This is a genomic window from Streptomyces sp. NPDC050842, from assembly GCF_044456565.1.
Taxonomy (GTDB): domain Bacteria; phylum Actinomycetota; class Actinomycetes; order Streptomycetales; family Streptomycetaceae; genus Streptomyces.
Genome location: NZ_JBITGA010000016.1, coordinates 86,052 through 109,948, shown reverse-complemented (window position 1 = coordinate 109,948; position 23,897 = coordinate 86,052). Strand labels below are relative to the sequence as shown.

Annotated in this window: 22 protein-coding genes; 9 read left to right on the top strand and 13 right to left on the bottom strand. The window is 72.5% G+C overall.

Features of this window, described 5'->3' with window-relative positions:
• Positions 1–207: 207 nt before the first annotated feature.
• Positions 208–576, top strand: a complete 369-nt coding sequence (locus ACIBG6_RS37360) for a zinc ribbon domain-containing protein YjdM (RefSeq protein WP_399227223.1) — start codon at positions 208–210, stop codon at positions 574–576.
• A gap of 115 nt (positions 577–691) precedes the next feature.
• On the opposite strand, the gene ACIBG6_RS37355 is transcribed toward ACIBG6_RS37360, so the two are convergent.
• The 4 genes from ACIBG6_RS37355 to ACIBG6_RS37340 are packed head-to-tail and all read right to left on the bottom strand — an operon-like array spanning position 692 to position 5,495.
• Positions 692–3,715, bottom strand: a complete 3,024-nt coding sequence (locus ACIBG6_RS37355) for a DEAD/DEAH box helicase (RefSeq protein ID WP_399227222.1) — start codon at positions 3,713–3,715, stop codon at positions 692–694.
• A 52-nt stretch (positions 3,716–3,767) separates the two neighbouring features.
• On the bottom strand, positions 3,768–4,484 hold the full coding sequence (locus tag ACIBG6_RS37350) for a class I SAM-dependent methyltransferase (protein ID WP_399227221.1): 717 nt from the start codon (positions 4,482–4,484) through the stop codon (positions 3,768–3,770).
• A gap of 34 nt (positions 4,485–4,518) precedes the next feature.
• The gene (locus tag ACIBG6_RS37345; protein ID WP_399227220.1) at positions 4,519–5,052 is read right to left on the bottom strand and encodes a hypothetical protein; all 534 of its coding nucleotides are present in this window, start codon (positions 5,050–5,052) and stop codon (positions 4,519–4,521) included.
• Positions 5,046–5,495, bottom strand: a complete 450-nt coding sequence (locus tag ACIBG6_RS37340) for an ATP-binding protein (RefSeq protein WP_399227219.1) — start codon at positions 5,493–5,495, stop codon at positions 5,046–5,048. Before ACIBG6_RS37340 ends, ACIBG6_RS37345 begins: the two co-directional genes overlap by 7 nt.
• Positions 5,496–5,757: 262 nt before the next feature.
• Here ACIBG6_RS37340 and ACIBG6_RS37335 point away from each other — a divergent pair, with 262 nt between their 5' ends.
• The 3 genes from ACIBG6_RS37335 (at position 5,758) to ACIBG6_RS37325 (ending at position 7,747) form a co-directional block, all read left to right on the top strand.
• Positions 5,758–6,630: a helix-turn-helix domain-containing protein gene (locus ACIBG6_RS37335; RefSeq protein ID WP_399227218.1), complete on the top strand. Its 873-nt coding sequence runs from the start codon at positions 5,758–5,760 to the stop codon at positions 6,628–6,630.
• Positions 6,631–6,867, top strand: a complete 237-nt coding sequence (locus ACIBG6_RS37330) for a DUF397 domain-containing protein (protein ID WP_055640502.1) — start codon at positions 6,631–6,633, stop codon at positions 6,865–6,867.
• A gap of 73 nt (positions 6,868–6,940) precedes the next feature.
• Positions 6,941–7,747 (top strand): SAM-dependent methyltransferase, encoded by an 807-nt coding sequence (locus ACIBG6_RS37325; RefSeq protein ID WP_317600773.1) that lies wholly within the window; start codon positions 6,941–6,943, stop codon positions 7,745–7,747.
• 92 nt (positions 7,748–7,839) lie between these two features.
• Here ACIBG6_RS37325 and ACIBG6_RS37320 read toward each other — a convergent pair whose 3' ends face one another.
• Positions 7,840–9,750, bottom strand: a complete 1,911-nt coding sequence (locus tag ACIBG6_RS37320) for a M64 family metallopeptidase (RefSeq protein WP_399227217.1) — start codon at positions 9,748–9,750, stop codon at positions 7,840–7,842.
• Positions 9,751–9,851: 101 nt separating this feature from the next.
• Positions 9,852–11,195 (bottom strand): 6-phospho-beta-glucosidase, encoded by a 1,344-nt coding sequence (locus tag ACIBG6_RS37315; RefSeq protein ID WP_399227216.1) that lies wholly within the window; start codon positions 11,193–11,195, stop codon positions 9,852–9,854.
• A gap of 149 nt (positions 11,196–11,344) precedes the next feature.
• On the opposite strand from ACIBG6_RS37315, the gene ACIBG6_RS37310 reads away from it, so the two are divergent.
• Positions 11,345–11,776, top strand: coding sequence for a YchJ family protein (locus tag ACIBG6_RS37310; protein WP_399227215.1), 432 nt, complete (start codon positions 11,345–11,347; stop codon positions 11,774–11,776).
• A 65-nt stretch (positions 11,777–11,841) separates the two neighbouring features.
• On the opposite strand, the gene ACIBG6_RS37305 is transcribed toward ACIBG6_RS37310, so the two are convergent.
• The 3 genes from ACIBG6_RS37305 to ACIBG6_RS37295 form a co-directional block, all read right to left on the bottom strand.
• On the bottom strand, positions 11,842–13,944 hold the full coding sequence (locus ACIBG6_RS37305; RefSeq protein WP_399227214.1) for an MDR family MFS transporter: 2,103 nt from the start codon (positions 13,942–13,944) through the stop codon (positions 11,842–11,844).
• A 64-nt stretch (positions 13,945–14,008) separates the two neighbouring features.
• The gene (locus ACIBG6_RS37300) at positions 14,009–14,260 is read right to left on the bottom strand and encodes a hypothetical protein (RefSeq protein ID WP_024761539.1); all 252 of its coding nucleotides are present in this window, start codon (positions 14,258–14,260) and stop codon (positions 14,009–14,011) included.
• Positions 14,261–14,643: 383 nt separating this feature from the next.
• Positions 14,644–15,702, bottom strand: coding sequence for an ATP-dependent DNA ligase (locus ACIBG6_RS37295; protein WP_399227213.1), 1,059 nt, complete (start codon positions 15,700–15,702; stop codon positions 14,644–14,646).
• 52 nt (positions 15,703–15,754) lie between these two features.
• Here ACIBG6_RS37295 and ligD point away from each other — a divergent pair, with 52 nt between their 5' ends.
• Both ligD and ACIBG6_RS37285 read left to right on the top strand, forming a co-directional pair.
• A complete protein-coding gene (ligD, locus tag ACIBG6_RS37290) occupies positions 15,755–16,786 on the top strand; it encodes a non-homologous end-joining DNA ligase (protein ID WP_399227212.1) in 1,032 nt (343 codons plus the stop codon).
• Between the two features lie 120 nt (positions 16,787–16,906).
• Entirely contained in the window at positions 16,907–17,809 is a 903-nt protein-coding gene (locus ACIBG6_RS37285; RefSeq protein ID WP_399227211.1) for an alpha/beta hydrolase, read from the top strand.
• Here ACIBG6_RS37285 and ACIBG6_RS37280 read toward each other — a convergent pair.
• The 4 genes from ACIBG6_RS37280 to ACIBG6_RS37265 all read right to left on the bottom strand — a co-directional run bounded on the left by ACIBG6_RS37280 (position 17,790) and on the right by ACIBG6_RS37265 (position 22,280).
• Complete coding sequence (locus ACIBG6_RS37280) at positions 17,790–19,571, bottom strand: hypothetical protein (protein WP_399227210.1); 1,782 nt, start codon at positions 19,569–19,571, stop codon at positions 17,790–17,792. The genes ACIBG6_RS37285 and ACIBG6_RS37280 overlap by 20 nt on opposite strands.
• Positions 19,572–19,776: 205 nt before the next feature.
• A complete protein-coding gene (locus ACIBG6_RS37275) occupies positions 19,777–20,475 on the bottom strand; it encodes a TetR/AcrR family transcriptional regulator (RefSeq protein WP_399227209.1) in 699 nt (232 codons plus the stop codon).
• A gap of 68 nt (positions 20,476–20,543) precedes the next feature.
• A complete protein-coding gene (locus ACIBG6_RS37270; RefSeq protein WP_399227208.1) occupies positions 20,544–21,368 on the bottom strand; it encodes an NAD(P)H-binding protein in 825 nt (274 codons plus the stop codon).
• A 120-nt stretch (positions 21,369–21,488) separates the two neighbouring features.
• On the bottom strand, positions 21,489–22,280 hold the full coding sequence (locus ACIBG6_RS37265) for an IclR family transcriptional regulator (RefSeq protein ID WP_399227207.1): 792 nt from the start codon (positions 22,278–22,280) through the stop codon (positions 21,489–21,491).
• A gap of 199 nt (positions 22,281–22,479) precedes the next feature.
• Between ACIBG6_RS37265 and ACIBG6_RS37260 the strand changes: the two genes are divergently transcribed.
• Entirely contained in the window at positions 22,480–22,593 is a 114-nt protein-coding gene (locus ACIBG6_RS37260; RefSeq protein ID WP_399227206.1) for a putative leader peptide, read from the top strand.
• Between the two features lie 268 nt (positions 22,594–22,861).
• Entirely contained in the window at positions 22,862–23,890 is a 1,029-nt protein-coding gene (locus ACIBG6_RS37255; RefSeq protein WP_399227205.1) for an ABC transporter substrate-binding protein, read from the top strand.
• Positions 23,891–23,897 lie beyond the last annotated feature (7 nt).

Below are 23,897 nucleotides of genomic sequence, written 5' to 3'. Positions count from 1 at the left end.
CGTGACTCCTTGGAAGTTTCCTTCAACCTTGCACGGCCGGAAGGAGCATCAGTGCACCACCGCGCCCCGCGCCGCCCCCCCCCCCCCCCCCCCCCCCCCCCCCCCCCCCCCGCCCCCCCCCCCCCCCCCCCCCCCCCCCCTTCTCGTTTTCCACAGGCCGGGCGAGCGGCCGGGATGGCGATGACGCCGGGCGCCTATCCTGGGGGAGTGATCGAGAACCTTCCCCCGTGTCCCCAGTGCTCCAGCGAGTACACGTACGAGATGAACGACCTGGTGGTGTGCCCGGAGTGCGGCCACGAGTGGGTTCCGGCGGCCGACGGCGCGACGGACGGTGACGGTACGGCCGCGGCCGGCGAGCGCGTGATCAAGGACGCCGTCGGCAACGTGCTCACCGACGGCGACACGGTGACGGTAGTGAAGGCCCTCAAGGTCAAGGGCAACCCGTCCGGCATCAAGGCGGGCACCAAGGTACGCAACATCCGCCTGGTCGACGGCGTCGACGGCCACGACATCGACTGCAAGATCGACGGCTTCGGCGCGATGCAGCTCAAGTCCAGCGTGGTCAAGAAGGCCTGATCGCTGCGCGGAGGACGACAGGCCGGGGTTCCCCCAGCTCCCCTGACCGCGGCCATCGCCGACGACTCCGGCGCCGTGGTCGTCACCCACGACACCGGGCACGGACCACCATGGGTCACAGGGAGTTGTAGGACGCGAGCCAGCCCGAGGCCAGGCGGTCGCCGCGGGTGAAGACGACGTCGCCGCAGCCGGACGCCGCCGGGTCGGGAGTCAGGCCTGTCGCGCGTTCGGCGAGCAGGGCGAAGTAGGCGGAGGGGGAGAGCGCGCAGTCGCGAGGGGGTGTCGTGCCGGGCCAGTCGGGTGAGCCGAGGCCGAGGTCGAGGGCGGCGCGCCAGAGGCGGGGGACCAGGTGCGGGGCCAAGGGGGCGGTGGCCATGCGTTCGCAGATCCAGAGGAGGCGGCCCGCGCCGCGGGTGGGGCCGAGGGAGCGCCAGCGGATGCGCTGCGAGAGGTCCGAGGCGACCACAGCGACCCAGGGAGGCACTGTCCCGAGGGGGCCTTGGGCGCCGAGCCAGCCGAGGTAGCGGCGGGCTTCCTCCAAGATGTTGGTCATGCTTTCGACCGGGATGCCGAGGACGTAGCCGGAGTGGGTGCGGAAGAGCCGGGGTTGGTGGGCGATCAGGAGCAGTACCGCCCGGGCCAGGTCTCCGGCGATCAGCGGGGGTTCCTCCGTGCCGTCCGCCTGGGGTGCGTCGTGGTTTCCGAGAGCGCCGCTGCGCAGCACTTCGATCAGCGCGCGGCGTGACCGGTCGGAGAACGGGGCCTGTTCGAGGGCGGGCAGCCGGGTGCTGAGGACGTCCGCGAGGAGGTCCTCGGCGGCGTCGGGGGAGTCGGGTTCGGGCACGCGCCGGAGGACCGAGCCGATCTCCGAGGCGAGTTCGGCGTCGACCATGAAGCGGCTGGTCAGCGTGCCGAGGGCGGTGGGGCGCCAGGCGCTCGTGCCGGCGTCGGCGTCCGGCCCGGACTCGGAGGGGGCGAGCAGCCCCGCCGTGGCGAGGAAGGCGGCGGCCTCGTGCACGGGGTCGTGGGAGTCGTGGCCCTGATGCATGACGAAGGACTCGGCCCACCATTCCTCGGCGTCGGCGAGGGACGTCACGCTGCCCTGGACCGCCTCCGCGAGCAGGTGGTCAGGGAGACGTTCGTCAAGACGGGACCGCACGGTGTAGCCGACCGCGAGCCGCGCCTGCCAGTGGGCGCGTTCGTTCTCCTCGGCGAGCAGGAAGGCCCAGCCTTCGCGCTCGCCCGCGCCGACCCGGCCGGCACGGCCGAACATCTGCTGGACCATCGACACCTCCATGCGTTCCTGCCCGATGGTGGTGTCGGCGACGACGACCGCGCGGGCGGGCAGGTTGACGCCCGCGGCGACGGTCGAGGTCGCGACGAGGACATCGGCCTCGCGTGCGCGGAAGGCGCGTTCGGCCTCACGCTTGAAGGGCCAGTCGCGGTAGTGGAGCCGTACGCCCGCCTTGGTGCAGAGCCGTTCCACGGTGTCGGCGTCGTCGGCGTCGACACCGGCTGTGGGCACGCCGCGGTCAGCGGCGAGCGCGAGGGCGGTCGAGCGTACCCGGCGTTTGCTGCCGCAGAAGACGAGCACGCTGCCTCCGTCGGCGACGATGTCGCGGGCGATTCCGACCGTCGCCGCGGTGCGGAGGGCGGCGCGTTCGGTCCAGCTCCGGGCCTCGGCCGTGGGCAGGACGGGAAGCTGCCAGGTCAGCCGCGTGGGCCGCCAGGCGGTGCGCAGCAGCCGGGCACCGAGCCAGTCGGCGACCTCGTCGGCGTTGGCGACCGTGGCGGAGAGCCCGACGATGCGGACCTGGGCGGTGTCCCTGCGTACCCGGGTGAGGAGTGCTTCGAGCACGGCTCCGCGGCTGGGGTCGCCGAGGAGGTGGATCTCGTCGACGATCAGGCAGCCGACTTCGGCCAGCGCGTCGCGCAGGGAGCCGGTCCGGCAGATGGACTCGAACTTCTCGGTCGTCGCCACCCAGATGTCGGCGGTCCGGATCAGCTCGGCGTCGACGGCGAACTCCCCGGTGAGACGGACCACGACCAGCCCGTTGTCGCGCCACAGGGCCAGGTCGCGGTCGAGTTCGTCGGTCAGGGAGCGCTGGGGGACGAGCCAGGCGGCCTTGCGCCCGGAGGCGTGGGCCTTGAGCGCGGCGACCATGCCGATGGGGGTCTTTCCCGCGCCGGTGGGTGCGACGACGACCAGGGGGGCGTCGTCCGCGAGGACGGCGGGTACCGCGTCGGCTTGCGCGGGGTTGAACCGGGGGTGTGGGAGCAGCCGGGCCCAGTCCGTGGGGATCAGGTCGGTGACGGGGACGTACCCGGCGTCGCCGGCCGTGCCCGGAGGCAGGTCCTCCAGGGTGTCCCACTGCCCTGCGAAGGAGTCCCGGGCGGCGTGGGACCCGGGGCCGGTGACCGGTGTGGAGACTGCCCCGGTCGTTCGGACGGGATGCGCGACCAGGTCCGTGGGGCCGCCGAGGTCATTGAGCGTGCCGATGTGCTCCGACTCGATCCAGTACCGCGCGGTGCGAAACGGTACGGCCTCCTCGGTCAGGTGGGTGCGCAGGGCGCTGAAGCGCGGCCCCTCCGGAAGGATCACCCGTACGTCGTCGGCGGCCTTGACGGCGGCGGCGGACGGGCGCCACACGGGGTCCGTCACCTTGTGCCACAGCAGGGCACGCCGCTCGGGGCTCTCCGGCACGGGGAGGTCGTCCGGCCATCCGCCGTGGGATGTGCCCGCCGCTGCCGGCGAGGTCGCCCGCGGTGGCCTGGGGGCGGGGACGGTGAGGGGTGGCCCTCCCCGGTGGGCGCGGGGCGCGGTCACGGAACCGCCGGTCGCCGTCGGTGCGGCCCCCAGCTGGTCGTATGTCTTCAGCCCCAGGTCGGTGAGGGTGAGGGCCCGGGGGCACGCGGGGCAGACGAGGGCGACGTACCGGTAGATCCGGCCGCCCGACTCGTAGGGCCTGCGGAGAGTGTGCAGCGGTCCGGCGCAGTCGGGGCACGGGTGTGGGACCTGCTCCTCGTAGCTCCAGCCGGGCTCGTCGAAGCGGGGCAGCAGCGGACCGGGCATCGCCGTGCCCCAGCGCTGCCGCACCAGCGCGGCGACGGACAGGTCCTCGGTCTTCTCCTCAGCCATGCCCCGACTCTGGCAGGGTGCACGACGCCCGTGCCAGCGGTTTCGGGCAAGATCACTCGGCGCGCTTTCGGGCCACCACCAGGCGGCAGTGGGGGCTGCCGTCGTCTTGTCTGCCCAGGGGTTCGATCGGGGTCAGGGAGACGTCGAATCCCGCTTCTTCCAGGCGGGTGCGGACGTCCGTGAGGCGGAAGGTGCGGTAGTACATGACGAACCGCGGGCGCCATAGAGCGTTCCGGACGCGCATCGTGGCGTCGAAGCCCCACAGCGTCCAGTAGAGGCGCGAGCCGACCCGGGGTGGGGCCGGGAGGGGGAAGGCGAAGGTGCCGCCGGGGCGGAGTGAGGCGTGGACCTGGGTGAAGAGGGTGCGCTGGGCGTCCGGGACGAAGTGGCCGAAGGCGCCGAAGCTGACGGCCAGGTCGAAGACCGGGGCGAACGGCAGGGCCAGGGCGTCCGCGCGGACCAGGGTGGCCGTCGGGTGGGCGCGGCGGGCCCGGGTCAGCATGCCCGTACTGAAGTCGACGCCCGTGACGCGGCCCGCGCACACGGAGCGGAGGACGCCGAGTCCGGCGCCGGTGCCGCAGCAGACGTCGAGCCCCGAGTCGAAGGGGCCGAGCTCCTCCAGGGTGTCGGCCACCGCGGTCAGGAGGCGGTCGGAGGTGCGGAAAGGGGTCGCGTCGAACTTGTTCGCGAGCAGGTCGTAACCGTGCTCGACCGAGGAGAGGGCCTGGACGGTCAGCTCGCGGAGGCTGGGGCCCTGCGGGGTGAACATGGTCCCGAGCCTATGCGGTCATCGCCCCTGAGTGTCAGAGCGCACTGCGTACGGGGGGCGCCGGGGGCGTGGACCAGGCGGGGGCGATTCCCGTCAGCTGGCAGGCGAGCAGGTAGAGGGGGATCGGCGGTGTGTAGGGGGAGGTGCCGTCGGGGTGGTGGACGAGGCGGGGCCCGCGGTCCGGGACCTCGGCGCCGGGTGCGTAACAGGCGGGCAGCGGCCAGGTCAGGTCCAGGTCGGAGCCGGCCGGGACGAGCCACCACCACCAGTCGGTGTCGGCGTAGACGCAGCCCTTGGCGGGGAGGCGGGAGAGGATCTTGAAGCCGAAGCGGGCCGGGACGCCGACGGCGTCGCAGCCGAGGCCCGTGTACAGGCCGGCGGGGACGGTCAGGCGGGTCGCTCCGAGTTCCGGGGAGTCGAGGGTGCCGGAGCCGGGCGATGTGGAGCCGAGTGCCCTGCCGTGCGGTCCCCTGGGGTCCGAGGCACCGCGCTGGCGCGGGACCGTCGTGCTCTCCGCGGGCCTGCGGGCCGACCGGGGGATCAGGAGGGTGGCCACCGACCTCAGCACGGTTCCCCCATGCCGTGGGCCAGCTCCGCCCAGACGATCTGCGCCGTGCCGTGCCCGGTGCGGTCGGCGCCCCAGGCGGTGCACAGCGCGTCGACTATGAGCAGTCCGCGGCCGCGTTCGTCCTCGCCGCAGTCGCGCATCCGCGGTCCCGCAGGGCCGCCCTCGTCGCGTACCGCTATGCGCAAGGTGTCCTCGCCCTCGCGGAGTTCGCAGACCACCCGGCCGCTCGCGGTGTGGACGACGGCGTTGGTGACGAGTTCCGAGACGACCAGGGCGACCGTGTCGCGTATGCCGGGGCCGCAGCCCCAGAGGATGAGCCGCTCCTCCGCGAGTCGGCGGGCCCGCGCCACCGAGGCGGTCAGGGCGGGGAGCTCGAACGCGAAGCGGCGTACGCCATCGGTGCGGGTGCCGGTGTCTGTCAGGGGTTCCGGGCGCTGGGCCATGACTCGAGGGCTCATGAGACCTGAAGGCTGCGCGTTACCAGAAGCCACGACCGGTTCCTCACAACAGTGGGCAGGACTGCCGTACGGCGCTGCCCCCGTGGCGCGGTGGCGCACGGCGGCAGCGTGTACTGGTTCACCGGAACACTGTCCTCCTGACTCGGACACTTGGCAAGTGGCACTCTGAAAATTGCAGAGTGCTGTGTTCTCTACGGCCCGGCTTCGTGGCACACTCGTCGAAACAGTGCGTCGGGGAGGTCTGAGAGTGAGCGAGCCGCGGTCCGCCCCCACGGTGGGACAGGTCGTTCTCGGCCGGCGTCTGCAGGATCTGCGGGAGCGTGCCGGCCTGAAGAGGGAAGAGGCGGCCAAGATCCTCCGGGTGGCCCCGGCCACCGTCCGGCGCATGGAGACGGCCGAGGTCGCACTGAAGGTCCCGTACGTACAACTCCTGCTGAAGGAGTACGGGATCACGGACGCCGAGGCCGAGGGCTTCGTCGCCCTCACGGAAGAGGCCAACCTCCCGGGCTGGTGGCAGCGGTTCCACGACGTGCTGCCCGGCTGGTTCTCCATGTACGTGAGCCTGGAGGGGGCGGCCAGCCTCATCCGCGCGTACGAACCCCAGTTCATCCCCGGTCTCCTGCAGACCGAGGCCTACGCCCGAGCCATTCTGCGCAGCGGGGCGGTCGGCGGCAGCGATGCCGGCAAGGACGAGGACGCCGAGCGTCATGTAGCCCTACGGATGGAGCGCCAGTCCCTGCTGACGAGGGACGACGCCCCGAAGTTCTGGGTGATCATGGACGAGACGGTGTTCCGCCGACCGGTCGGTGACGGGCCCGAAGTGATGCGCGACCAGCTGGACCGGCTGCTCGAAGCGTCCGAGTTGCCGAACGTCACCCTGCAGATCGCGGAGTTCGCGTCCGGCCACCACCCCGGCACCTACGGACCGTTCGTCCTCTTCCGCTTCGCCATGCCCGAACTCCCGGACATGGTCTACAGCGAGTACCTGACCGGCGCCGTCTATCTCGACGCGCGCCCCGAGGTGGCATCCCACCTGGAGGTCATGGACCGCATGGCGGCTCAGGCCGCGACTGCACAACGCACGAAGGAGATTCTCCGGGATCTCCGCAAGGAGCTGTGAATGGATCGCATATACAACGGCATGCCCGCCGCTGAGCTCGGTGCCGATGGCTGGCACAAGCCCTGGAGCGGCGGGAACGGGGGCAACTGCGTGGAGGCCATGAAGCTGGCCGACGGCAGAGTCGCCGTGCGACAGTCCGCAGACCCTGAAGGACCCGCGCTCATCTACACCCACGGGGAGATCGCCGCTTTCATCCAGGGGGCCAAATCCGGTCAGGCTGACTTTCTGCTCACCTGACCCTTCCGCCTCGCCCGCTCCGTCGCGTAACTCTTGCTGAAGTGCCACTCGTTCGTCCCGACCAGGAGAGCCGATGACCCAGGACCCCGCATCCGTACGGATCGACACCAGCAAGCCGCATCCGGCACGCATGTACGACTGGTTCCTGGGCGGCAAGGACAATTACCCGGTCGACGAGGCGATGGCGAAGCAGCTGCTCACCGTCGACGCCCGGGGCCGGGACATGGCCCGAGTCAACAGGGCCTTCATGCACCGCGCCATCCGCTGGCTCAGCGCCCACGGCGTCCGGCAGTACCTGGACGTCGGTACGGGCATCCCGACCGAGCCCAACCTGCACCAGATCGCGCAGGGGGCCGCGCCGGAGTCCCGCATCGTCTACTGCGACTACGACCCGATCGTGCTCGCGCACGCGGCCGCCCTGCTGCGCTCGACCCCGGAAGGGGCCACCGAGTACATCCAGGCGGACGCCCGTGAGCCCGAGATCATCCTCGAAAGGGCCGGAAAGGTCCTTGATTTCGACAAGCCCATCGCTCTGTCGATGCTCGCCCTGCTGCACTTCGTCGGGGACGAGGACGGGGCCTACGACCTGGTCGCCAAGCTCGTCGACAAGCTGGCCCCGGGCAGCTACGTCGTCCTCTCCCACGTCACCGGGGACTTCGACCCGGAGGGCGCCGCGAAGGCGAGCGCCATGTACAAGGCGCGCGGACTGACCCTGCGGCCCCGCTCGCGCGACGAACTCGCCGCGTTCTTCGAGGGCCTGGAGTTCGTCGAGCCGGGCGTCTCGCTCACCGCCGAGTGGCACCCGGAGCTGGGCGAGCCCGTCCCGGTCCAGGGCGACGACCCGATCCCGGGGTGGGCCGCCGTGGCCCGCAAGCCCTGACGAGGTCTCTGAACAGTGCGCGCGAAGGCCCGCGGACCGAGGGGAGGTCCGCGGGCCTTCGCCTGCGCCCGGGCGATCGGCGGGCGCGCGGGCTAGGGAGCCAGGGGGGCGACCAGCGTCACGCGGAAGCTCCGCGCCCGGCTCACGTTCCCGGCCGCGTCGATCGTGCGGTACTCGACCGTGTGCGTGCCGTAGTCCGGGGTCGCGTCGTCCCACGGCACCGCCCGGCTCCGGCCCAGCTTCCCGTACACGAGGTCGTCGATCACCGTACCGCTCGGCGAGAAGCGGAAGGGCGCGTCGGCGTCCGTCGGCCAGCCGTAGTACGTGTACCAGCCGTCGCCGTCGACCCGGAACTGGCTCACCACGGCGCCGTCCTGGTCGTCGCGCGCGGTCAGCCGCATCGTGAACGGCCCGTCGTAGACGTACTCGACGGGGAGCCCGGGGCGCCGCACGGTGCGCAGAGGCGTGGACAGTTCGTACGAGGACGTGGCCGGACGCGCGTCGACCGTCCAGCTCACCTGCTCCTCCGTGCCCGGGATGCGCGCCGTCAGCCGGTGCGTGCCGGGCGTGAGGTCCAGTGAACCCAGGTCCAGGTCACGGTCGTTGCGGCTTTTGCCGCCCGCCGGGTGGACGGTTCGGCCGTCCAGGCGCCACTGCACGGCGAGGGTGCTGTCCGTCGGGTGTGTGGTGTCCGCGTGGACGACCGTCCGGGCGCCGACCGGGTCCCCGGTGGGGGTGTGACCGGTGAACGCGGCCTTCACCGGCGTCTTCCGGGTCGTGAGGGAGGTGTCGACCGTCCAGTCGACCGTGCGGGTGAGCGCCGTCGAGGCGCGGACGGCCGGGTCGCGCACGAAGGGCGTCGGGTCGGTGACCGTCGCCGTGAGCGTGTGCGTGCCGGGGGAGAGGTCCAGCCTCCGCAGGTCGATCGTGCGCGCGCCGCGGGTGGTGAGGTCGCGCCCGTCCAGCCGCCAGGTCACGGCGAGTTCACCACCGACCGGGTGCAGGGTGTCCACCCACACGGTCCGGTCCGCGCCGATCGGCGCGCTGTCGGGCGTGTGGTCCTGGACCAGGTCGACCTTCGCGGAGATCGCCCGGACCATCACCTCGCGCTCCACCTGGTCGAAGGCGTAGCCGAGGGTCTTCATCAGGGAGTGCCGGCTGGGCCGCCAGACGCCCTTCGTGCTGTACAGGCCGCCCTCGTGGCGGCCGATGACCCCGCCCGACTCGCTCTCCTCGCCCAGCCAGCGCCACCACTTGGCCCGCTGCTCCCGCATCTGAACCTCCGTCAGGAGGGTGTGGTGCGTGGAGCCGGGCTCCGGTCCCGAGTAGGTCCCGCCCGGTACGCCGCGCGCGTAGTAGTCGTACTCGTCCTGGAGGCCGCCGAGCGAGTGGCCTATCTCGTGCGGGGTGATGAGGGAGGACAGGGCGTTGCCGCCGGACGCCGTGGCGTAACTCCCGCCCGCGCCACCGTAGGTGGAGCTGTGGGCGAGGGCGACGATCTGCCGATTGGCGCGACTCGTGCCGGGGACGAGATCGGCGAGCGCGCCGGCCTTCGCGCTGTCGACGGTGAGCAGTCGCTGCACGCTGTCCGGGTTGCAGCCGCCCCAGAAGCCCATGTCGAGGGCGGTGTCGCGGGCGGGTGCCGCCAGGCCCGGGTCGCAGTCCACGCCGGACTGGGCCGAAGGTGCCTCCACCGCCCACACGTTGACGTACGAGCGGTACGAGGCGAAGGGCTCGATGCTCCACAGCGTGTTCAGATGCCGCTCGAGGTCGGCCCGGAAGGCCGGCATCTCCGCGGCCGTGTAGCCGTCGCCCATGAACACCAGGTTGAACCGCCGGTCCGCGGGCCCGGTCGTCTGGACGGGGACGACGACCGGCCCGTCGGCCGTCGTCGGGGTCTCGGCGGCCGCCGGTCCCGTTCCCACGAGTCCGACGGCCAGCAGACAGACCGCGACGAGGCGGGCCAGGCCTCTCCGTGCTCCCTTGCGACGCTGTGAGGTCATGGGGCGCGAGCCTAGGCCGCGCCCCTGATCCCGTAAAGATGTTCGTCAGCCGTACTGCACCACGACGGATCCGTGAATCCTCCGCGTCGCTTCGGTGCCGCTCAGTGCCGCAGATAGGCCAGACCGGCGTGCTCCGCCGTGTAGTTCTCCACCAGGCGTCGCGCCACCGACACCGAGTCGACCAGCGGATGCAGGGCGAACGCCTTGACCGCCGTCGCCCGCGAGCCGCTCTCCACCGCGGCGAGCACCTCCCGCTCCACCGCCTTCACCGCGGTCACGAGACCGACGGCGTGGTACGGCAGCGGGGCCACCGACACCGGGTGCGCGCCGTTCGCGTCCACGAAGCAGGGGACCTCGATGACGGCGTCCGCGTCGAGCGCGGCCAGCGTGGAGCCGTTGCGCACGTTGAGGATGAGCGTGGCCCGTTCGTCGCGCGCGACCGCCCGCATGAGGGCGAGCGCCACCTTCTCGTAACCGCCCGACTCCAGGTCCTCCTCGTCGCGTTCGCCGATTCCGGCGGCCTCGCGGTTGGCGGCCATGTAGGTGGCCTCACGGTCGGCGAGCGTCCGGTGCCAGGTGTCCAGGGCGGGCGTGTCGGGCTTGCCCATCTCCTCGTAGAAACCGGCCTGTTGGTCGCGCAGATAGGCGCCGCGGGTGCGCTCCGCGGTCCGGTAGGCGTGCACGGCCTCGCGGTTGAAGTAGTAGTAGTGCAGGTACTCGTTGGGGACGGCGCCGAGTGAGCGCAGCCACTCCGGGCCGAACAGCCTGCCCTCCTCGAAGGACCCGAGGGCCTCCTCGTCGGCGAGGAGCCGGGGGAGTTCGTCACGACCGCCGATCCGCAGACCGCGCAGCCAGCCCAGGTGGTTGAGGCCCACGTAGTCGATCCACGCCTCGTCGGGGTGCGCGCCGAGGACGCGGGCGACGCGGCGGCCCAGGCCCACGGGGGAGTCGCAGATGCCGACGACCCGGTCGCCGAGGATCCGGGACATGGCCTCGGTCACGAGCCCGGCGGGGTTGGTGAAGTTGATGACCCAGGCGTCCGGGGCGAGTGCGGCGACCCTGCGGGCGATGTGCTCCGCGACGGGCACGGTCCGCAGGCCGTACGCGATACCGCCCGCCCCGACGGTCTCCTGGCCGAGCACCCCTTCCGCGAGGGCGATCCGCTCGTCCGCCGCCCTGCCCTCCAGGCCGCCGACCCGGATCGCGGAGAACACGAAGTCGGCCCCGCGCAGCGCCTCGTCGAGGTCGGTCGTCGCCGTCACCACGGGCGCGTCCGGCACCCCTTCGCCCTGTTCCACGAGCACCCTGGCGATGGCCGAGAGGCGGCCCTCGTCGAGGTCGTACAGGGTGACGTGGGTGACCCGCCCCTGGCCGTGGTCGCCGAGGAGGGCGCCGTACACCAGCGGCACCCGGAATCCGCCGCCTCCGAGAATCGTCAGTTTCATGCCCGTACGCTACTCGCGCGCACCCCGCCGACAGCGGGACGACGGGCGGGCGTCCACGGCGCCGTCCACATGTCGGGCGCGGGGCCCGCGCGCCCCTGGGGGTGTCGTGCCGATCAGGCCGGGCCCGCGGCGTGGGGGAGAATGGCGGCATGTCCCGACGCAAGACCCGTCCCCGTACGTCCCCGGCCGTCACCGCGGACTCCCCCTGCCCCTGCGGCCTCGATGCCGCGTACGGCGCGTGCTGCGGCCGTCTCCACAGCGGAACGGCGGGCACGGCGCCGACGGCGGAGCTGCTCATGCGCTCCCGCTACAGCGCCTTCGTCGTCCGCGACGAGGCGTACCTGCTGCGCACCTGGGCGCCGGAGACCCGCCCCGGCGAGGTCGGCTTCGACCCGGCGCTGCGCTGGACCGGCCTGGAGATCCAGGAGACCACCGACGGCACCGCCTTCCACCAGCACGGCACCGTCACCTTCGCGGCGGGCTACGTCCACGGCGGCGAGCCCGGCGCGATGCGCGAGCGGAGCCGCTTCGCCCGCCACGAGGGTGCCTGGGTGTACGTGGACGGCGACGTCACCGAATAGCACCAGCCGTCTTCACCGGATGGCGCTCGGCGTCTTCACCGAGCAGCGACGGCGGCGTCACCGCGTCACCGCGTCACGGATACGGCCCGGTCCTCCGTCCGGCGCCCCGGGAGTCCGCTCGCCAGGTCCTCGGCGACGATCTTCTTCGCGATGGCGTCCGTCGCCACCCGCAGCTCGGGACCGCTCGGTCGGCCGCGCTCCTGCTCGATCCGGTCGGAGAGCCAGTCGCCCCAGGCCCGGGTGATCACCCCCGCCTCGCGCTCGCCCGCCGGGGTGTGCGAGAGCAGGTTGCCGTCCCGGGTGAGGAAGCCCTCGTCGACCATCCGGTCGAAGACCGGCAGGATCACCTCGGGCGGCACCCGCCGCCCGGCCGCGATCAGGCCGAGGCTGGCGTGCCCGACCGTCCGGGTGAAGAGCTCGACCTGCATCACCGCCCAGGCTCCCGCCGTGTCGAGCCGGGTGTCGGACGAGCCGACGATCCGCCGGGCGGTGTCGAAGTCGATGGTGCGGAGGATCCGGCCGACGGACAGTTCGAGGAGCTTCGCCGAGTCGCCGGACATCGTGGGGGAGGCGAACCCGTCGCCCATGTCCGGTGCGGCGGCGCGGGCCGAGTCGCGGAGCGTCACCTGCTTGAGGAAGAGGGCCACGACGAACCCGATCGCGGCGACCGGCACCGTCCACAGGAAGACGGTGTGGAGGGTGTCCGCGTAGGCGTGCACGATCGGTTCCGCGACCTCGGCGGGCAGGCCGTGCACCCCGGCCGGGCTCTGCGCCGCCTGCGCCAGACCCGCCGGGTCGATGCCGAGGCTCCCGGCGATCGCCGCCGCGTCGGCGACCCCCGCCGTGAGGTTGGGCGTGAGGGCGTTGACGTAGATCGTGCCGAAGACGGCGGTTCCGAAGGCGCTGCCGAGCGTACGGAAGAAGGTGACGCCCGAGGTCGCGGTGCCGAGGTCGGCGTAGTCGACGGTGTTCTGCACGGCGATGGTCAGGACCTGCATGCACAGGCCGATGCCGACGCCGAGTACGAACATGTAGAGCGACTCCAGCCAGGTGCCCGTCTCCGGTCCCATGAGCGAGAGCAGGAAGAGGCCGATGCCCATCACCAGACAGCCGACGATCGGGAAGATCCGGTAGTGGCCCGTCTTGCTGACGACGTTGCCGCTGAAGATCGACGCGATGAGCAGTCCGACGACCATGGGGAGGGTGCGGATGCCGGAGACGGTCGCCGAGTCCCCGTCGACGTACTGGAGATAGGTCGGCAGGAAGGTCATCGCGCCGAGCATGGCGAAGCCCACGACGAAGCTCAGCACGGAGCAGACGGTGAAGACCGGGTTGGCGAACAGCCGCATGGGCAGCATGGGTTCGGCCGCCCGGGTCTCCACCCAGCAGAACAGGGCGAGTGCGAGGAGGCCGCCGGCGAAGAGCCCGATGATGACGCCGGAGGTCCACGCGTACTCGTTGCCGCCCCAACTGGTCGCGAGGATCAGGGCGCTGGAGCCGGCGGCGACGAACGCGATGCCGGCGTAGTCGATGACGGGGCGGCTCGCGGAGCGTACGGAGGGGATCGTGCGGGCGGCGGCGATCACGACCAGGATCGCGATGGGGACATTGACGTAGAACGCCCAGCGCCAGCTCAGATGGTCGGTGAACAGTCCGCCGAGGAGCGGGCCGATGACGGTGGAGACACCGAACACGGCCCCGATCGCGCCCTGGTACTTGCCGCGTTCGCGCAGCGGGATCACATCGGCGATGAGCGCCATCGAGGTGACCATGAGGCCGCCGGCGCCGATGCCCTGGAGACCGCGCCAGACGATCAGCAGCGTCATGTTCGTGGCGAGCCCGCAGAGGAACGAGCCGGTGATGAAGATGATCGCCGAAATCTGGAAGATCACCTTGCGGCCGAACAGGTCGCCGAACTTGCCGACGAGGACGGTCGCGACCGTCTCGGCGAGCAGATAGGCGGTGACCACCCATGACATGTGGGCCGCGCCGCCGAGATCCGAGACGATCGTGGGCAGGGCGGTGCCGACGATCGTCTGGTCGAGGGCGGCGAGGAGGACGCCCAGCATGATCGTGCCGAACACGATGTTGCGGCGGCGCTTGTCGAGCACGGGTGGCTCGGTCGTGGCGGCCGGGGGCGCGGGCACTGCGTCGCTGGTCGTGGTCACCTTCGCAGCGTCACACCGCCACCGGCCTCGTGCATGCGGGGGACGGCCGAACAGGTGTACTGGGTCAGGGGGTGACAGGCAGTTGGGGATGGTGCTTGGCGAGGATCTTGTTGGCCCGCGCCAGCGCCGCGAGGGCGTGCTCGCGGTCCGCCCGGTCCTCCGCGCAGAGCGGCCCCCGGAACCGGTACACCTCGCGCGCCGCGCAGTCCGCGTCGACCTCGGCCTGGAGGACGTGCAGCGGGAGACAGGCGCCGATCAGTGCGGCCACGCTGTCGGGGATCGGTACGGGGACGAGGGGCGAGGGAGAGGCGATCACGGGGCAGTCCTTGTGGGTCCGGGGAGGGTGCGGAGTGTCTCCACCTCCATACGTACCGGATCGCCGTTCGGGTTCCGGCACGGGGCTGTCGCGACGGCGTGACGACGGGAGGCCCCGCGGGCGGGGAAGACTCCCGGCTGGGGAGCGGGAGGTGCGCCGGCGGCCGGCACCGCCTTGCTGCGTTCCCGCAGGTGCGGGGGTGGTCGGCGGCTCTTGCGCGGCACGGCGAAGCCCGCGCATCGAGAAGACGTTCGTCGAACATCTTCTCGATGAGGGGGTGTTGGGTGGAGGTGGCGGGCCGCGGAATGTGAACCATCTCACTCGCGGTTCCGGCGGCTTCCGCCCACGGTGATTCCGTGCGTGCTCGTCGTATGCGACGTGCCCTACGAGAGGATCTCCGTCAGGTCGTACGAGACGGGCTCGTCCAACTGCCCGTAGCCACAGGACTCCGGCGTCCGGTCCGGGCGCCAGCGCTTGAACTGGGCCGTGTGGCGGAAGCGGTCGCCTTCCATGTGGTCGTACCCGACCTCGCACACCCGCTCCGGCCGCAGCGCCACCCACGACAGGTCCTTCTTGCCCGACCAGCGGCTCGGCGCACCCGGCAGCCGGGCGCCCTCGTGCGCGGACTCGTCCGTCCACGCCGCCCACGGGTGCCCGTCCGGCGGATCCATGCGCAGCGGTTCCAGCTCCTCGACGAGCTCGGCGCGCCGGGCGGCGGTGAAGGCGGCGCACACGCCGACGTGCTGGAGGACGCCAACGTCGTCGTACAGGCCGAGCAGCAGCGACCCGACCACCGGCCCGCTCTTGTGGAAGCGGTAGCCGGCCACGACCACGTCGGCCGTCCGTTCGTGCTTGATCTTGTACATGAGACGGGCGTCCGGCCGGTACGGCAGGTCGAGCGGCTTGGCGATCACCCCGTCGAGCCCCGCCCCCTCGTACTGCTCGAACCAGCGGGCGGCCACCTCGACGTCCCGGGTCGCGGGCGCCAGATGGACCGGGGCGTCGACCCCGTCGAGAACCCGCTCCAGGGCCTCCCGCCGCTCGCTCATCCCCACGTCCAGCAGGGATTCGTCCCCGAGGGCGAGCAGGTCGAAGGCGACGAACCGCGCCGGAGTGGTCTCCGCGAGCATGCGGACCCGGGAGTCGGCCGGGTGGATCCGCTCGCTGAGCCGGTCGAAGTCGAGGTGGCCGTCGTGCTCGATCACGATCTCGCCGTCGACCACGCAGCGCTCCGGCAGCCGGGTCGCGAGCGCCTCGACCAGCTCGGGGAAGTACCGGGTCAGCGGCTTGCCGGTGCGGCTGCCGATGACGAGCTCCGGCCCGTCGCGATGGACGATCGCGCGGAAGCCGTCCCACTTCGCCTCGTACTGCATCCCGGGCGGAATCCGCTTCACGGACTTGGCGAGCATCGGTTTCACGGGCGGCATCACCGGCAGATCCATGGGTCGATTGTCCGGTATGCGGGACTTGTCGGCGAACCCTAGGCTGACCGGCATGGCAGGCAAGGCAGCAGCGATGGAACTGGAAGTCGGCGGCCGGACCGTGCGGGTCTCGAACCCGGACAAGGTGTACTTCCCCGAACCCGGCTACACCAAGCTCGACATGGTCACCTACTACCTCACCGTCGGCGACGGCATCACCCGCGCCCTGCGGAACCGGCCCACCACCCTGGAGCGCTACCCCGACGGGGTGACCGGCGAGTCCTTCTTCCAGAAGCGGGCCCCGAAGTACCTGCCCGACTGGATCCCCACCGCCCACATCACCTTCCCCAGCGGCCGCTCCGCCGACGAGATGTGCCCCACCGAGCCGGCCGCCGTGCTCTGGGCCGCCAATCTCGGCGCCGTCACCTTCCACCCCTGGCCCGTACGGCGGGAGGACACCGACCACCCCGACGAACTCCGCATCGACCTCGACCCGCAGCCCGGCACGGAGTACGCCGACGCCGTCCGCGCCGCCCACGAGCTGCGCTCCGTCCTCGACGAGCACGGACTGCGCGGCTGGCCGAAGACCTCGGGCGGCCGCGGGATCCACGTCTTCGTGCCGATCGCGCCCGACTGGACCTTCACGCAGGTCAGAAGGGCGGCCATCGCCTGCGGCCGGGAGCTGGAGCGACGGATGCCGGAGCAGGTCACCACGAAGTGGTGGAAGGAGGAGCGCGGTGAGCGGATCTTCGTCGACTACAACCAGACCGCCCGGGACCGGACCATCGCCTCCGCCTACTCGGTACGTCCGCGCCCGCACGCGCCCGTCTCGGCGCCACTGCGGTGGGACGAGATCGACGACGCCGTGCCGCGCGACTTCGACATCAGGACGATGCAGGTCCGGTACGCCGAACTCGGCGACGTCCACGCCGACATGGACGGTGAGCGGTTCAGCCTGGAGTCCCTGCTCGAACTGGCCCGGCGGGACGAGGCGGAGCACGGGCTCGGCGACCTGCCGTATCCGCCGGAGTACCCGAAGATGCCGGGCGAACCGAAGCGGGTCCAGCCGAGCCGCGCGAAGAAGGAACCCTCCGAAGAGGCGTGACAGGGCGGGCCGACCCGTTCCGGGTGGGGGCCGGCCCGCTCTGTCTCTCCGATCCTAAAACAACACGAACGGTCGTGCTAACATTTTTCGCACATCCTGGCCGACCGAGGAGATCCCGGCATGTACCCGATGGCTCCGCTCGTACGCACCGCCCTGAACACCGCCGCCCGCGTCGCCCCAGGACCGGCCGGACGCCTGGCCTTCCACCTCTTCGTCCGCCCGCTGGGCCGGGCCCGGCAGCGTCCCGAGGAGCAGACGCTCTTCGCCGCCGCCCGTACGGAACGCCTCCGCGTCCGGGGCAAGGACGTCGTCACGTACGCCTGGGGCGACGGGCGCAGGCCGGTCCTGCTCGTCCACGGCTGGTCCTCGCGCGCCTCACGGCTCACCGCCTTCGCCGAGGCGCTGATCGAGCGCGGCTACAGCCCGGTCGCCTTCGACGCACCGGGCCACGGCGAGTCCTCGGGCAGGGCGAGCAACATCATCGAATACCGCGCGATCATCCGGGAGTTGCACGCCGCGCACGGGGACTTCGACGCCGTCGTCGCCCATTCCTTCGGCGTCCTCGCCACCCACCTCGCCCTCCGCGACGGCGTCCGCGCCGATCGCCTGGTGGGGCTGGGCGGCGTCTCTTCCTTCACCATGCTCCTTGCGGGCTTCCGGGCCGGCTTCGGCGTGGACGAGCTCGTGATCCGGCGCATGCGCGCCCATGTCGAGCGACGGGTCGCGCCCGGCGAGCCCGGGATCTGGGACCGGTTCGACGCCGACGGGTCACCCGCCGAACTCGACCTCCCCGTCCTGCTGTTCCACGACGAGGCCGACGACATGGTCCCGGTCGTCCAGGGCCGCCGCCTGGCCCGCGCCCACGGCGACCGGGCCCGGCTCGTCGTCACCCAGGGCCTCGGCCACCGCCGTATCCTCACGGATCCGGGCGTCGTGGCCGAGGCGGTGGACTTCGCGACCGCCGGCTCCGCCACGGAACCGGCGGTCACGACACGCGACGGAGTCAGTCCAACGGCGTGGTGATCGTCGCCGAGTTGTTGCCGGACCGGGGATCAGGTGTGGTGCCGGTCGCGGAGGCCCCGTTCGTGACGGCCCCGGTCGAGCGCACCATCACCCTGAGCGTGAGGGTGGCCGTCGCGCCGCTGGCCAGGGTGCCGAAGCGGCAGGTCACGGTGTCCGTACTGCCCGCCGGCGGGGTGTCGCACGTGCCGGTGGACGGCGTGGCCGAGGTGAAGCGGACGTTCGCCGGGAGGTTGTCGGTGAGGACCACGTCCTGCGCCGCGTTCGGGCCGTGGTTGCGGACCCGGACCGTGTAGGTGAGGATCCCCCCGTCGGCCACCGGCTCAGGGCTCGCCGCGATGGAGGTGGCCAGGTCGGCGAGCGGCCGGAACACGGCGATGCTGTGCGTGTTGCCGGCGGCGATCGCGGTGATGCCTTCGAGGTACCGGAGACACGGCGAGGTCTCGCCGATGGCGCAGACCCGGAAGGGGGTGTGGCGCTCGGTCTTGGTGCCGTCGCCGAGCTGGCCGGATGCGTTGGCACCCCACGCGCGCACGGAGCCGTCGGAGCGCAGCGCGAGGCTGTGCAGGCCGTTCGGACCTCCGGCGACGGCGGTGACGCCCGTCAGGACCCCCGCGCAGCCGCCGGGGGCGCACACCTGGACCGGGACGAGTCGTACGAAGGTGTCCCCGACGCCGAGCTGGCCGTTGGCGTTGTACCCCCAGGCGAGGGCGGTGCCGTCACTGCGGGCCGCCAGGCTGTGGTAGGCGCCGGCCCCCACGGACCTCACCCCCGAGAGGAAGGCGCCGCAGGGCGCGAACTGCCCCAGCGCGCAGACCTGTACGGGGGTCGTGGCCACCGCGCCGGTGCCGTCGCCCAGGGCCGCTCCGGAGCCCCAGGTGAAGACGGAGCCGTCGCTCCGCGCCGCGATGCTGTGAACGGTGCCGGCCGCGACGGAGACCACGTCGGACAGGCTGGCGACCGGCACGGGGGAGGTGCGGAAGATGGTGGTGCCGTCGCCGAGCTGGCCGTCGTCGTTGAGGCCCCAGGAGCGGACGTGGCCGTCGGAGAGCAGCGCGAGACTGTGCTGGTATCCACCGGCGATGCTGGTGACATTGCTCAGGTACGACGTGCACGGGGCGGTCCCGCCCACGGCGCAGACCCGGACCGGCGACGTCTCGTGGTTGACCGCACTGCCCTCGCCGAGCTGGCCGAAGCCGTTGTTGCCCCAGGACACGACGGTCCCGTCGGTGAGCAGCGCGAGGCTGTGGACGTCGCCGGCCGCGACGGCGACGACGCCGTCCAGGAAGGACGTGCACGGCGCCGGTTCGCCGACGGCGCACACCTTGACGGGCGTGGTGCGGTCGGTGTGGGTGCCGTCACCGAGCTGGCCGCTGAGGTTGGCGCCCCAGCTGATGACAGAACCGTTCTCCAGGAGGGCGATGCTGTGGTCATCACCGCCCGCGACCTGCACGATCTTGCCGAGCGGCGTGGTGCAGGTCGCGTTTCCGCAGGCTCGTCCCGGGATGCTGCTCGACCCGGCGGTGCTGCCGTCGCCGAGCTGACCGCGCGCGTTGTTCCCCCAGGTGAGGACGGTGCCCGGCGGGGCCGTACGGATGTCCCGTGCCCCCGCGCTGTCGGCGTACGCGGGGGGTGCGGAGGACAGTCCGGCGCCGGGCAGCACCAGGGCGGTGGCCAGCGAGGCCGCGAGGGCGGCCATCGAGGTGAGTGTTCTTCGCAGGGCGGGTCTGCGGCGGGCGCCTGGCGGAGTGTCCGAGTCGGACATACGCGCTCCTCTCACGGGCCGGAGCGGACCGGAGGCGGGTTGCCGACGATTCCGTCCGACGCGCTCACCCTGCGGGTGCGTCCGGTCGCGCGCGCGAGCGACACCCCGCCCTCACTCGATCGGCGAGTGCGCCGTAGCCGGGCGGCTGGCCCGGGATGCGGGGAGTGCGGGGGCGTGAGAGGAAGGAGCCTTGCACGTGTGCGGGTCAGGCCGGATCGACAAGGGCTTCGCGGCCCTTCTCCGTGGCCGAGGAACGCAGCCGGGCCGTGACGCCCCGCTCGGCGCGACCGTACGCGCGGGTGTCGCCGAGCAGCACGGACTGCGCGTTGGCCGCCTCCATGAGGGCGATCACCTCGAAGGCCAGCTGCTCCACGTCCAGGTCCTCGGTGAAGTCGCCCACCGCGCGGGCTTCCGACAGGCTCCGCTCCATGTACGCGTTCCAGTCGATGCGGGCCCGGGCCACGGCGTCGTGCACCGGACCCGTACGGGCATCGAACTCGGCCGAGACCGCGTAGAAGAAGCAGCCGCCTGAGAAGACCCGCCCCGAGGAGTACGTGAGCCAGTTCCGGCACAGCGCGCGCACACGGGATGCCCCCGGCGGCACGTCCTTCAGGGGGGCGACGACCTGCTCGGCGAAGACGGCGACGGCGGCCCTGATGGTGGCGAGCTGGAGCTCCTCCTTGGAACCGAAGAGCGCGAAGACACCGCTCTTGCTCAGCTCCAGCTCGGTCGCGATCCGGCCGAGGGACAGGCCTTCGAGCCCCTCGACGGACGCGATGTCCATGGTGCGGCCGAGGACGAGGCGTCGCGTCTGGTTGCCGCGCTCGACCCGTCCGTCCGTCTTGGTACCGGAGCCGGCGCGCGTGCCGGTCCCGGTGGTGGTGCTTCCCGTGCTGCCGCTCATGCCCCCATCGTACTGAACGCACGACCGTGCGGAAATCTGCGCGTACGGGCGTGCCGCACCTCTCGCGGTCAGGCGCGGAAGGCGGCGGCGTGGACCGTCGCCCACTGGGCGAAGCTCCGGGGCGGACGGCCGAGGACCTGCTCGACGGCCGGCGTCACCTCGGCCGCCGACGCGGGCACGGTCGCCCACATGCGCAGCATGAAGTCGATGCCCTCCTCGGGCCATCCCGCGGCCCGCCACTGGCGACGGGCCTCGTCGTCGGTCAGGTCGGTGAAGCGGAGCTCGCGGCCGGTCGCCGCCGCGAGCGCGGCCACCTTGTCGGCCGGGGCGAGGGCCTCGGGCCCCGTCACGACGAGCCGCCGACCCGCGTGACCACCCCGTACGAGCAGCTCCGTGATCACGTCGGCGACGTCCGCCTCGTCGGCCGAGGCGGTCCGCCGCCCCGCGTACGGCTCGCGGACCTCCGCCGTGGCGCGAACGGTGTCCGCCCACCCCAGGGTGTTGGCCATCAGGTCGATCGGCCAGACGAACGTCCACTCCAGGCCGCTCGCCCGGACCGCCCGCTCCAACTCGCCGCCCTCGTCCGGGGCGAGGACCGTCAGCCGCCGCACGCCCGCCGCGGCGCACATCGCCATGAGCTGCGGGCCGGTCCGCAGTGGGGCGTGGTCGTAGCCGGTGGCTCCGAGCAGGTGCAGGGCGGACACCCCGTCGAAAGCGGACTTCAAGGTCCCCGGGTCGGTGAGATCGCCGCCCACCACCTCCACGTCCCCGGGCAGGCGGCTCGCCCCCGCCGGGGTACGGGTGAGGGCCCGCACCTTCCGTCCCTCGCGCCGGAGCCCCTCGACCACCCGGCGCCCCAGGGTCCCCGTCGCACCGGTCACCAGAATCGTCACGTCGCTCACTCCTCGTCCGCGCGGGGCGGCGAGGCTTCGTCCGCGCCGCCACTCGCGACGAACGCTAGGCGGCAAGTAGGACGGATTGTGTCCTACTTGGCGGGTGGGGGGCGGGGGTCGTCAGGTGCGGTCTCCGGGGTCCCGCCGTTCCGTCGGGGCCAGGAGCAGGACTTCCAGCGCCCTCGCGCACTCCCGTGCCTGCGCCAGGTACCAGTCGAGCCGCGCGTCGGTGATCAGTTCCGGCGTCGCGCGGACGGCGAGCGCGAACCGCGCGTGCCCCGCCCGCTCCAGAACCGGTACGGCCACGGTCCGTACCCCGTGGGCCGACTCGCCGTCGTTGAGGGCGTACCCCGCCTCCCGCACGCGGGCCAACTCGGCGGTCAGAGCCGGGGGTTCGACGATGGTCCGCTCCGTGAACGCGGGCAGCGGCGGCAGGGAGCGCGGGCCGCCCTCGCCCGCGCGGGGCCAGGCGAGCAGCACCTTGCCGAGCGCCGTGGAGTGCAGGGGCCGGCGCAGGCCGACCTTCGGCGTCACCGAACCGCCCGCCACGATCACCACGTGAGGGCCGCTGCGCAGCGCCAAGTCCGCCGTCGCGCCCGTCCGTTCGGCCAGATCGGCGAGCTCGGGCGTGGCCAGGTGCAGCCCCCGCTGGTGGTACGAGAGCCGGCCCAGCTCCGTCATCGCCGGACCGAGCCGGTAGCGGGCGGTCCGGGCGTCCTGCTCCAGGAAGCCCGCGCCGAGCAGGGTCCGTGCCAGCCGGTGCGCCGTGGAGGTGGAGAGCGCGAGCCGGCGTGCGAGGTCGGAGGCGCTCAGATCGGGCCCGTTGTCGTGGAAACAGTGCAGCACGTCCAGGGCGCGGCGGACCGCCTGGGCGCCCGCCGGGGGTCGGGCGATGCCGGCCTCGGTCGTCATAGGGTTCGCTCCCCGTGGGTGATCGGGCTCCCACGCTCCCACATGGCGGGAGCCGAATCGGGCGGGAGACGGGGTCGGAAACACTCTGTTCATACGCAATCCCACATCGTGGGAGTCGAGTTGTGAGGGGCCGAACTTCCGTGGCAGGGTTCCGGCCAACACACCACAGCGGCGACGACGCGAAGGGAGCAGGCCCGCGATGAACGGACGACGTACCGCACGCTCCATTCCCGCCGCCTCTCCCGAGGCTCCCGCACTCACCCGGCGCCGCCACATAGACCTGGCGCGCGTCGCCGCCGCGACCTGTCGCTGAGCCGTCCGTACGCCGTCGCCCTGCGCACCCCGCCTCCGGCTCACCGGCTCGGCGGCGAAGGTTCCTGAAGAGACGCGCTCGCCGCGCCGGCCCCACTCCCGCTGACACGGGTTCTTTCCGCTGCGGCCTGTGACCTGTCACCGGTGACCTGCGTACCGGCCCGTTCGTTCCTCGCGCCGCGTTTCCGACGCGCGTCCTCGCCTCCACCACGCCACTGAGCGGCCCGGCCCCCTGTGCGCCGGCCCCACCACACCCAGGGAATCCCTCCATGACCCCTGCCCCTGCCCGCGTCCCCGACACGCTCTGGTTCACCCGCTGCCCGGTCCCCACCGCCACCGGTGTCGCCGCCGACCGCGGCTGGCTGGCCGGCGAGTTCGCCCCGGACGGGATCGCCGTCCGCTCCCTCCAGGACGCCGAACCCGGCGCCGACCGCGCCGCCCACTTCACCCACGCTCTTCCCGGGCTCTTCCGCGAGGGCGGCAACGTGCCGGCGCTGTGGGCCCGTTCACGCGGCGAGCGCACCCGACTCGTCGGCCTCACCTGGATCGAGGAGCGCCAGGCCGTACTCGTCGCCCCCGGCTCCCCGATCCGCGGAGCCGCCGCCCTGCTCGGCCTCCGGCTCGCCGTGCCTCGCCACTCCGTGCCGATCGACTTCTGGCGGGCCATGGCCCTGCGCGGCTTCGAGGGAGTCCTCGCCTCGGCGGGGTACGGACTCGCCGACGCCGTCCTCGTCGACGTACCGGCCGACGGGTACTCCGGACAGTGGGCGGCCGAGCTGGCCGCACTGCGCCGGGGCGAGGTCGACGCCGTGTACGTGAAGGGCGCCCTCGCCGTCGAGGCGGCCCGTCGCGCCGGAGCCGAGGTCGCCGTGGAACTCGACGAGCTCCCCGACCCCGCGCACCGCGTCAACAACGGCACCCCGCGCCCCCTCACCGTGCACCAGGACCTCCTGGACGAGCATCCCGAGCTGGTGGCCCGCTTCCTCGCCGTCCTGCTCCGCGCCGCCGACTGGGCCGCCGACGAGCCCGCCGAGGTCGCCCGCATCCTCGGTGCCGAGACCGGCGCGGGCGCCGAGGGTGTCGCCGGCGCCTACCGGCCCGGCACCCACCGCACCCTCCACCCGGACCTGTCGGCCGGCCGGCTCGCCCTGCTCGCCCGCCAGGAGGAGGCGCTGCGCGCGCACGGCTTCCTGCCCGAGGCCGTGGACGTACGGGCCTGGGCCGACCCGGAGCCCCTGCGCCGCGCCCGCCTCCTCGCCCCCGCCGCCCTTCGGCAGTCCCCGCACCCCGTCCCGTAACCGCGAA

Coding starts and splice junctions, on each gene's coding strand:
- ACIBG6_RS37275 (WP_399227209.1), bottom strand. CDS start 20,475: ATGAGCGGCAGCACGGGAAGCACCACCACCGGGACCGGCACGCGCGCC.
- ACIBG6_RS37310 (WP_399227215.1), top strand. CDS start 11,345: ATGTCCCGACGCAAGACCCGTCCCCGTACGTCCCCGGCCGTCACCGCG.
- ACIBG6_RS37285 (WP_399227211.1), top strand. CDS start 16,907: ATGTACCCGATGGCTCCGCTCGTACGCACCGCCCTGAACACCGCCGCC.
- ACIBG6_RS37295 (WP_399227213.1), bottom strand. CDS start 15,702: ATGGATCTGCCGGTGATGCCGCCCGTGAAACCGATGCTCGCCAAGTCC.
- ACIBG6_RS37265 (WP_399227207.1), bottom strand. CDS start 22,280: ATGACGACCGAGGCCGGCATCGCCCGACCCCCGGCGGGCGCCCAGGCG.
- ACIBG6_RS37260 (WP_399227206.1), top strand. CDS start 22,480: ATGAACGGACGACGTACCGCACGCTCCATTCCCGCCGCCTCTCCCGAG.
- ACIBG6_RS37280 (WP_399227210.1), bottom strand. CDS start 19,571: ATGTCCGACTCGGACACTCCGCCAGGCGCCCGCCGCAGACCCGCCCTG.
- ACIBG6_RS37355 (WP_399227222.1), bottom strand. CDS start 3,715: ATGGCTGAGGAGAAGACCGAGGACCTGTCCGTCGCCGCGCTGGTGCGG.
- ACIBG6_RS37320 (WP_399227217.1), bottom strand. CDS start 9,750: ATGACCTCACAGCGTCGCAAGGGAGCACGGAGAGGCCTGGCCCGCCTC.
- ACIBG6_RS37330 (WP_055640502.1), top strand. CDS start 6,631: ATGGATCGCATATACAACGGCATGCCCGCCGCTGAGCTCGGTGCCGAT.
- ACIBG6_RS37325 (WP_317600773.1), top strand. CDS start 6,941: ATGACCCAGGACCCCGCATCCGTACGGATCGACACCAGCAAGCCGCAT.
- ACIBG6_RS37340 (WP_399227219.1), bottom strand. CDS start 5,495: ATGGCCCAGCGCCCGGAACCCCTGACAGACACCGGCACCCGCACCGAT.
- ACIBG6_RS37315 (WP_399227216.1), bottom strand. CDS start 11,195: ATGAAACTGACGATTCTCGGAGGCGGCGGATTCCGGGTGCCGCTGGTG.
- ACIBG6_RS37350 (WP_399227221.1), bottom strand. CDS start 4,484: ATGTTCACCCCGCAGGGCCCCAGCCTCCGCGAGCTGACCGTCCAGGCC.
- ACIBG6_RS37255 (WP_399227205.1), top strand. CDS start 22,862: ATGACCCCTGCCCCTGCCCGCGTCCCCGACACGCTCTGGTTCACCCGC.
- ligD (WP_399227212.1), top strand. CDS start 15,755: ATGGCAGGCAAGGCAGCAGCGATGGAACTGGAAGTCGGCGGCCGGACC.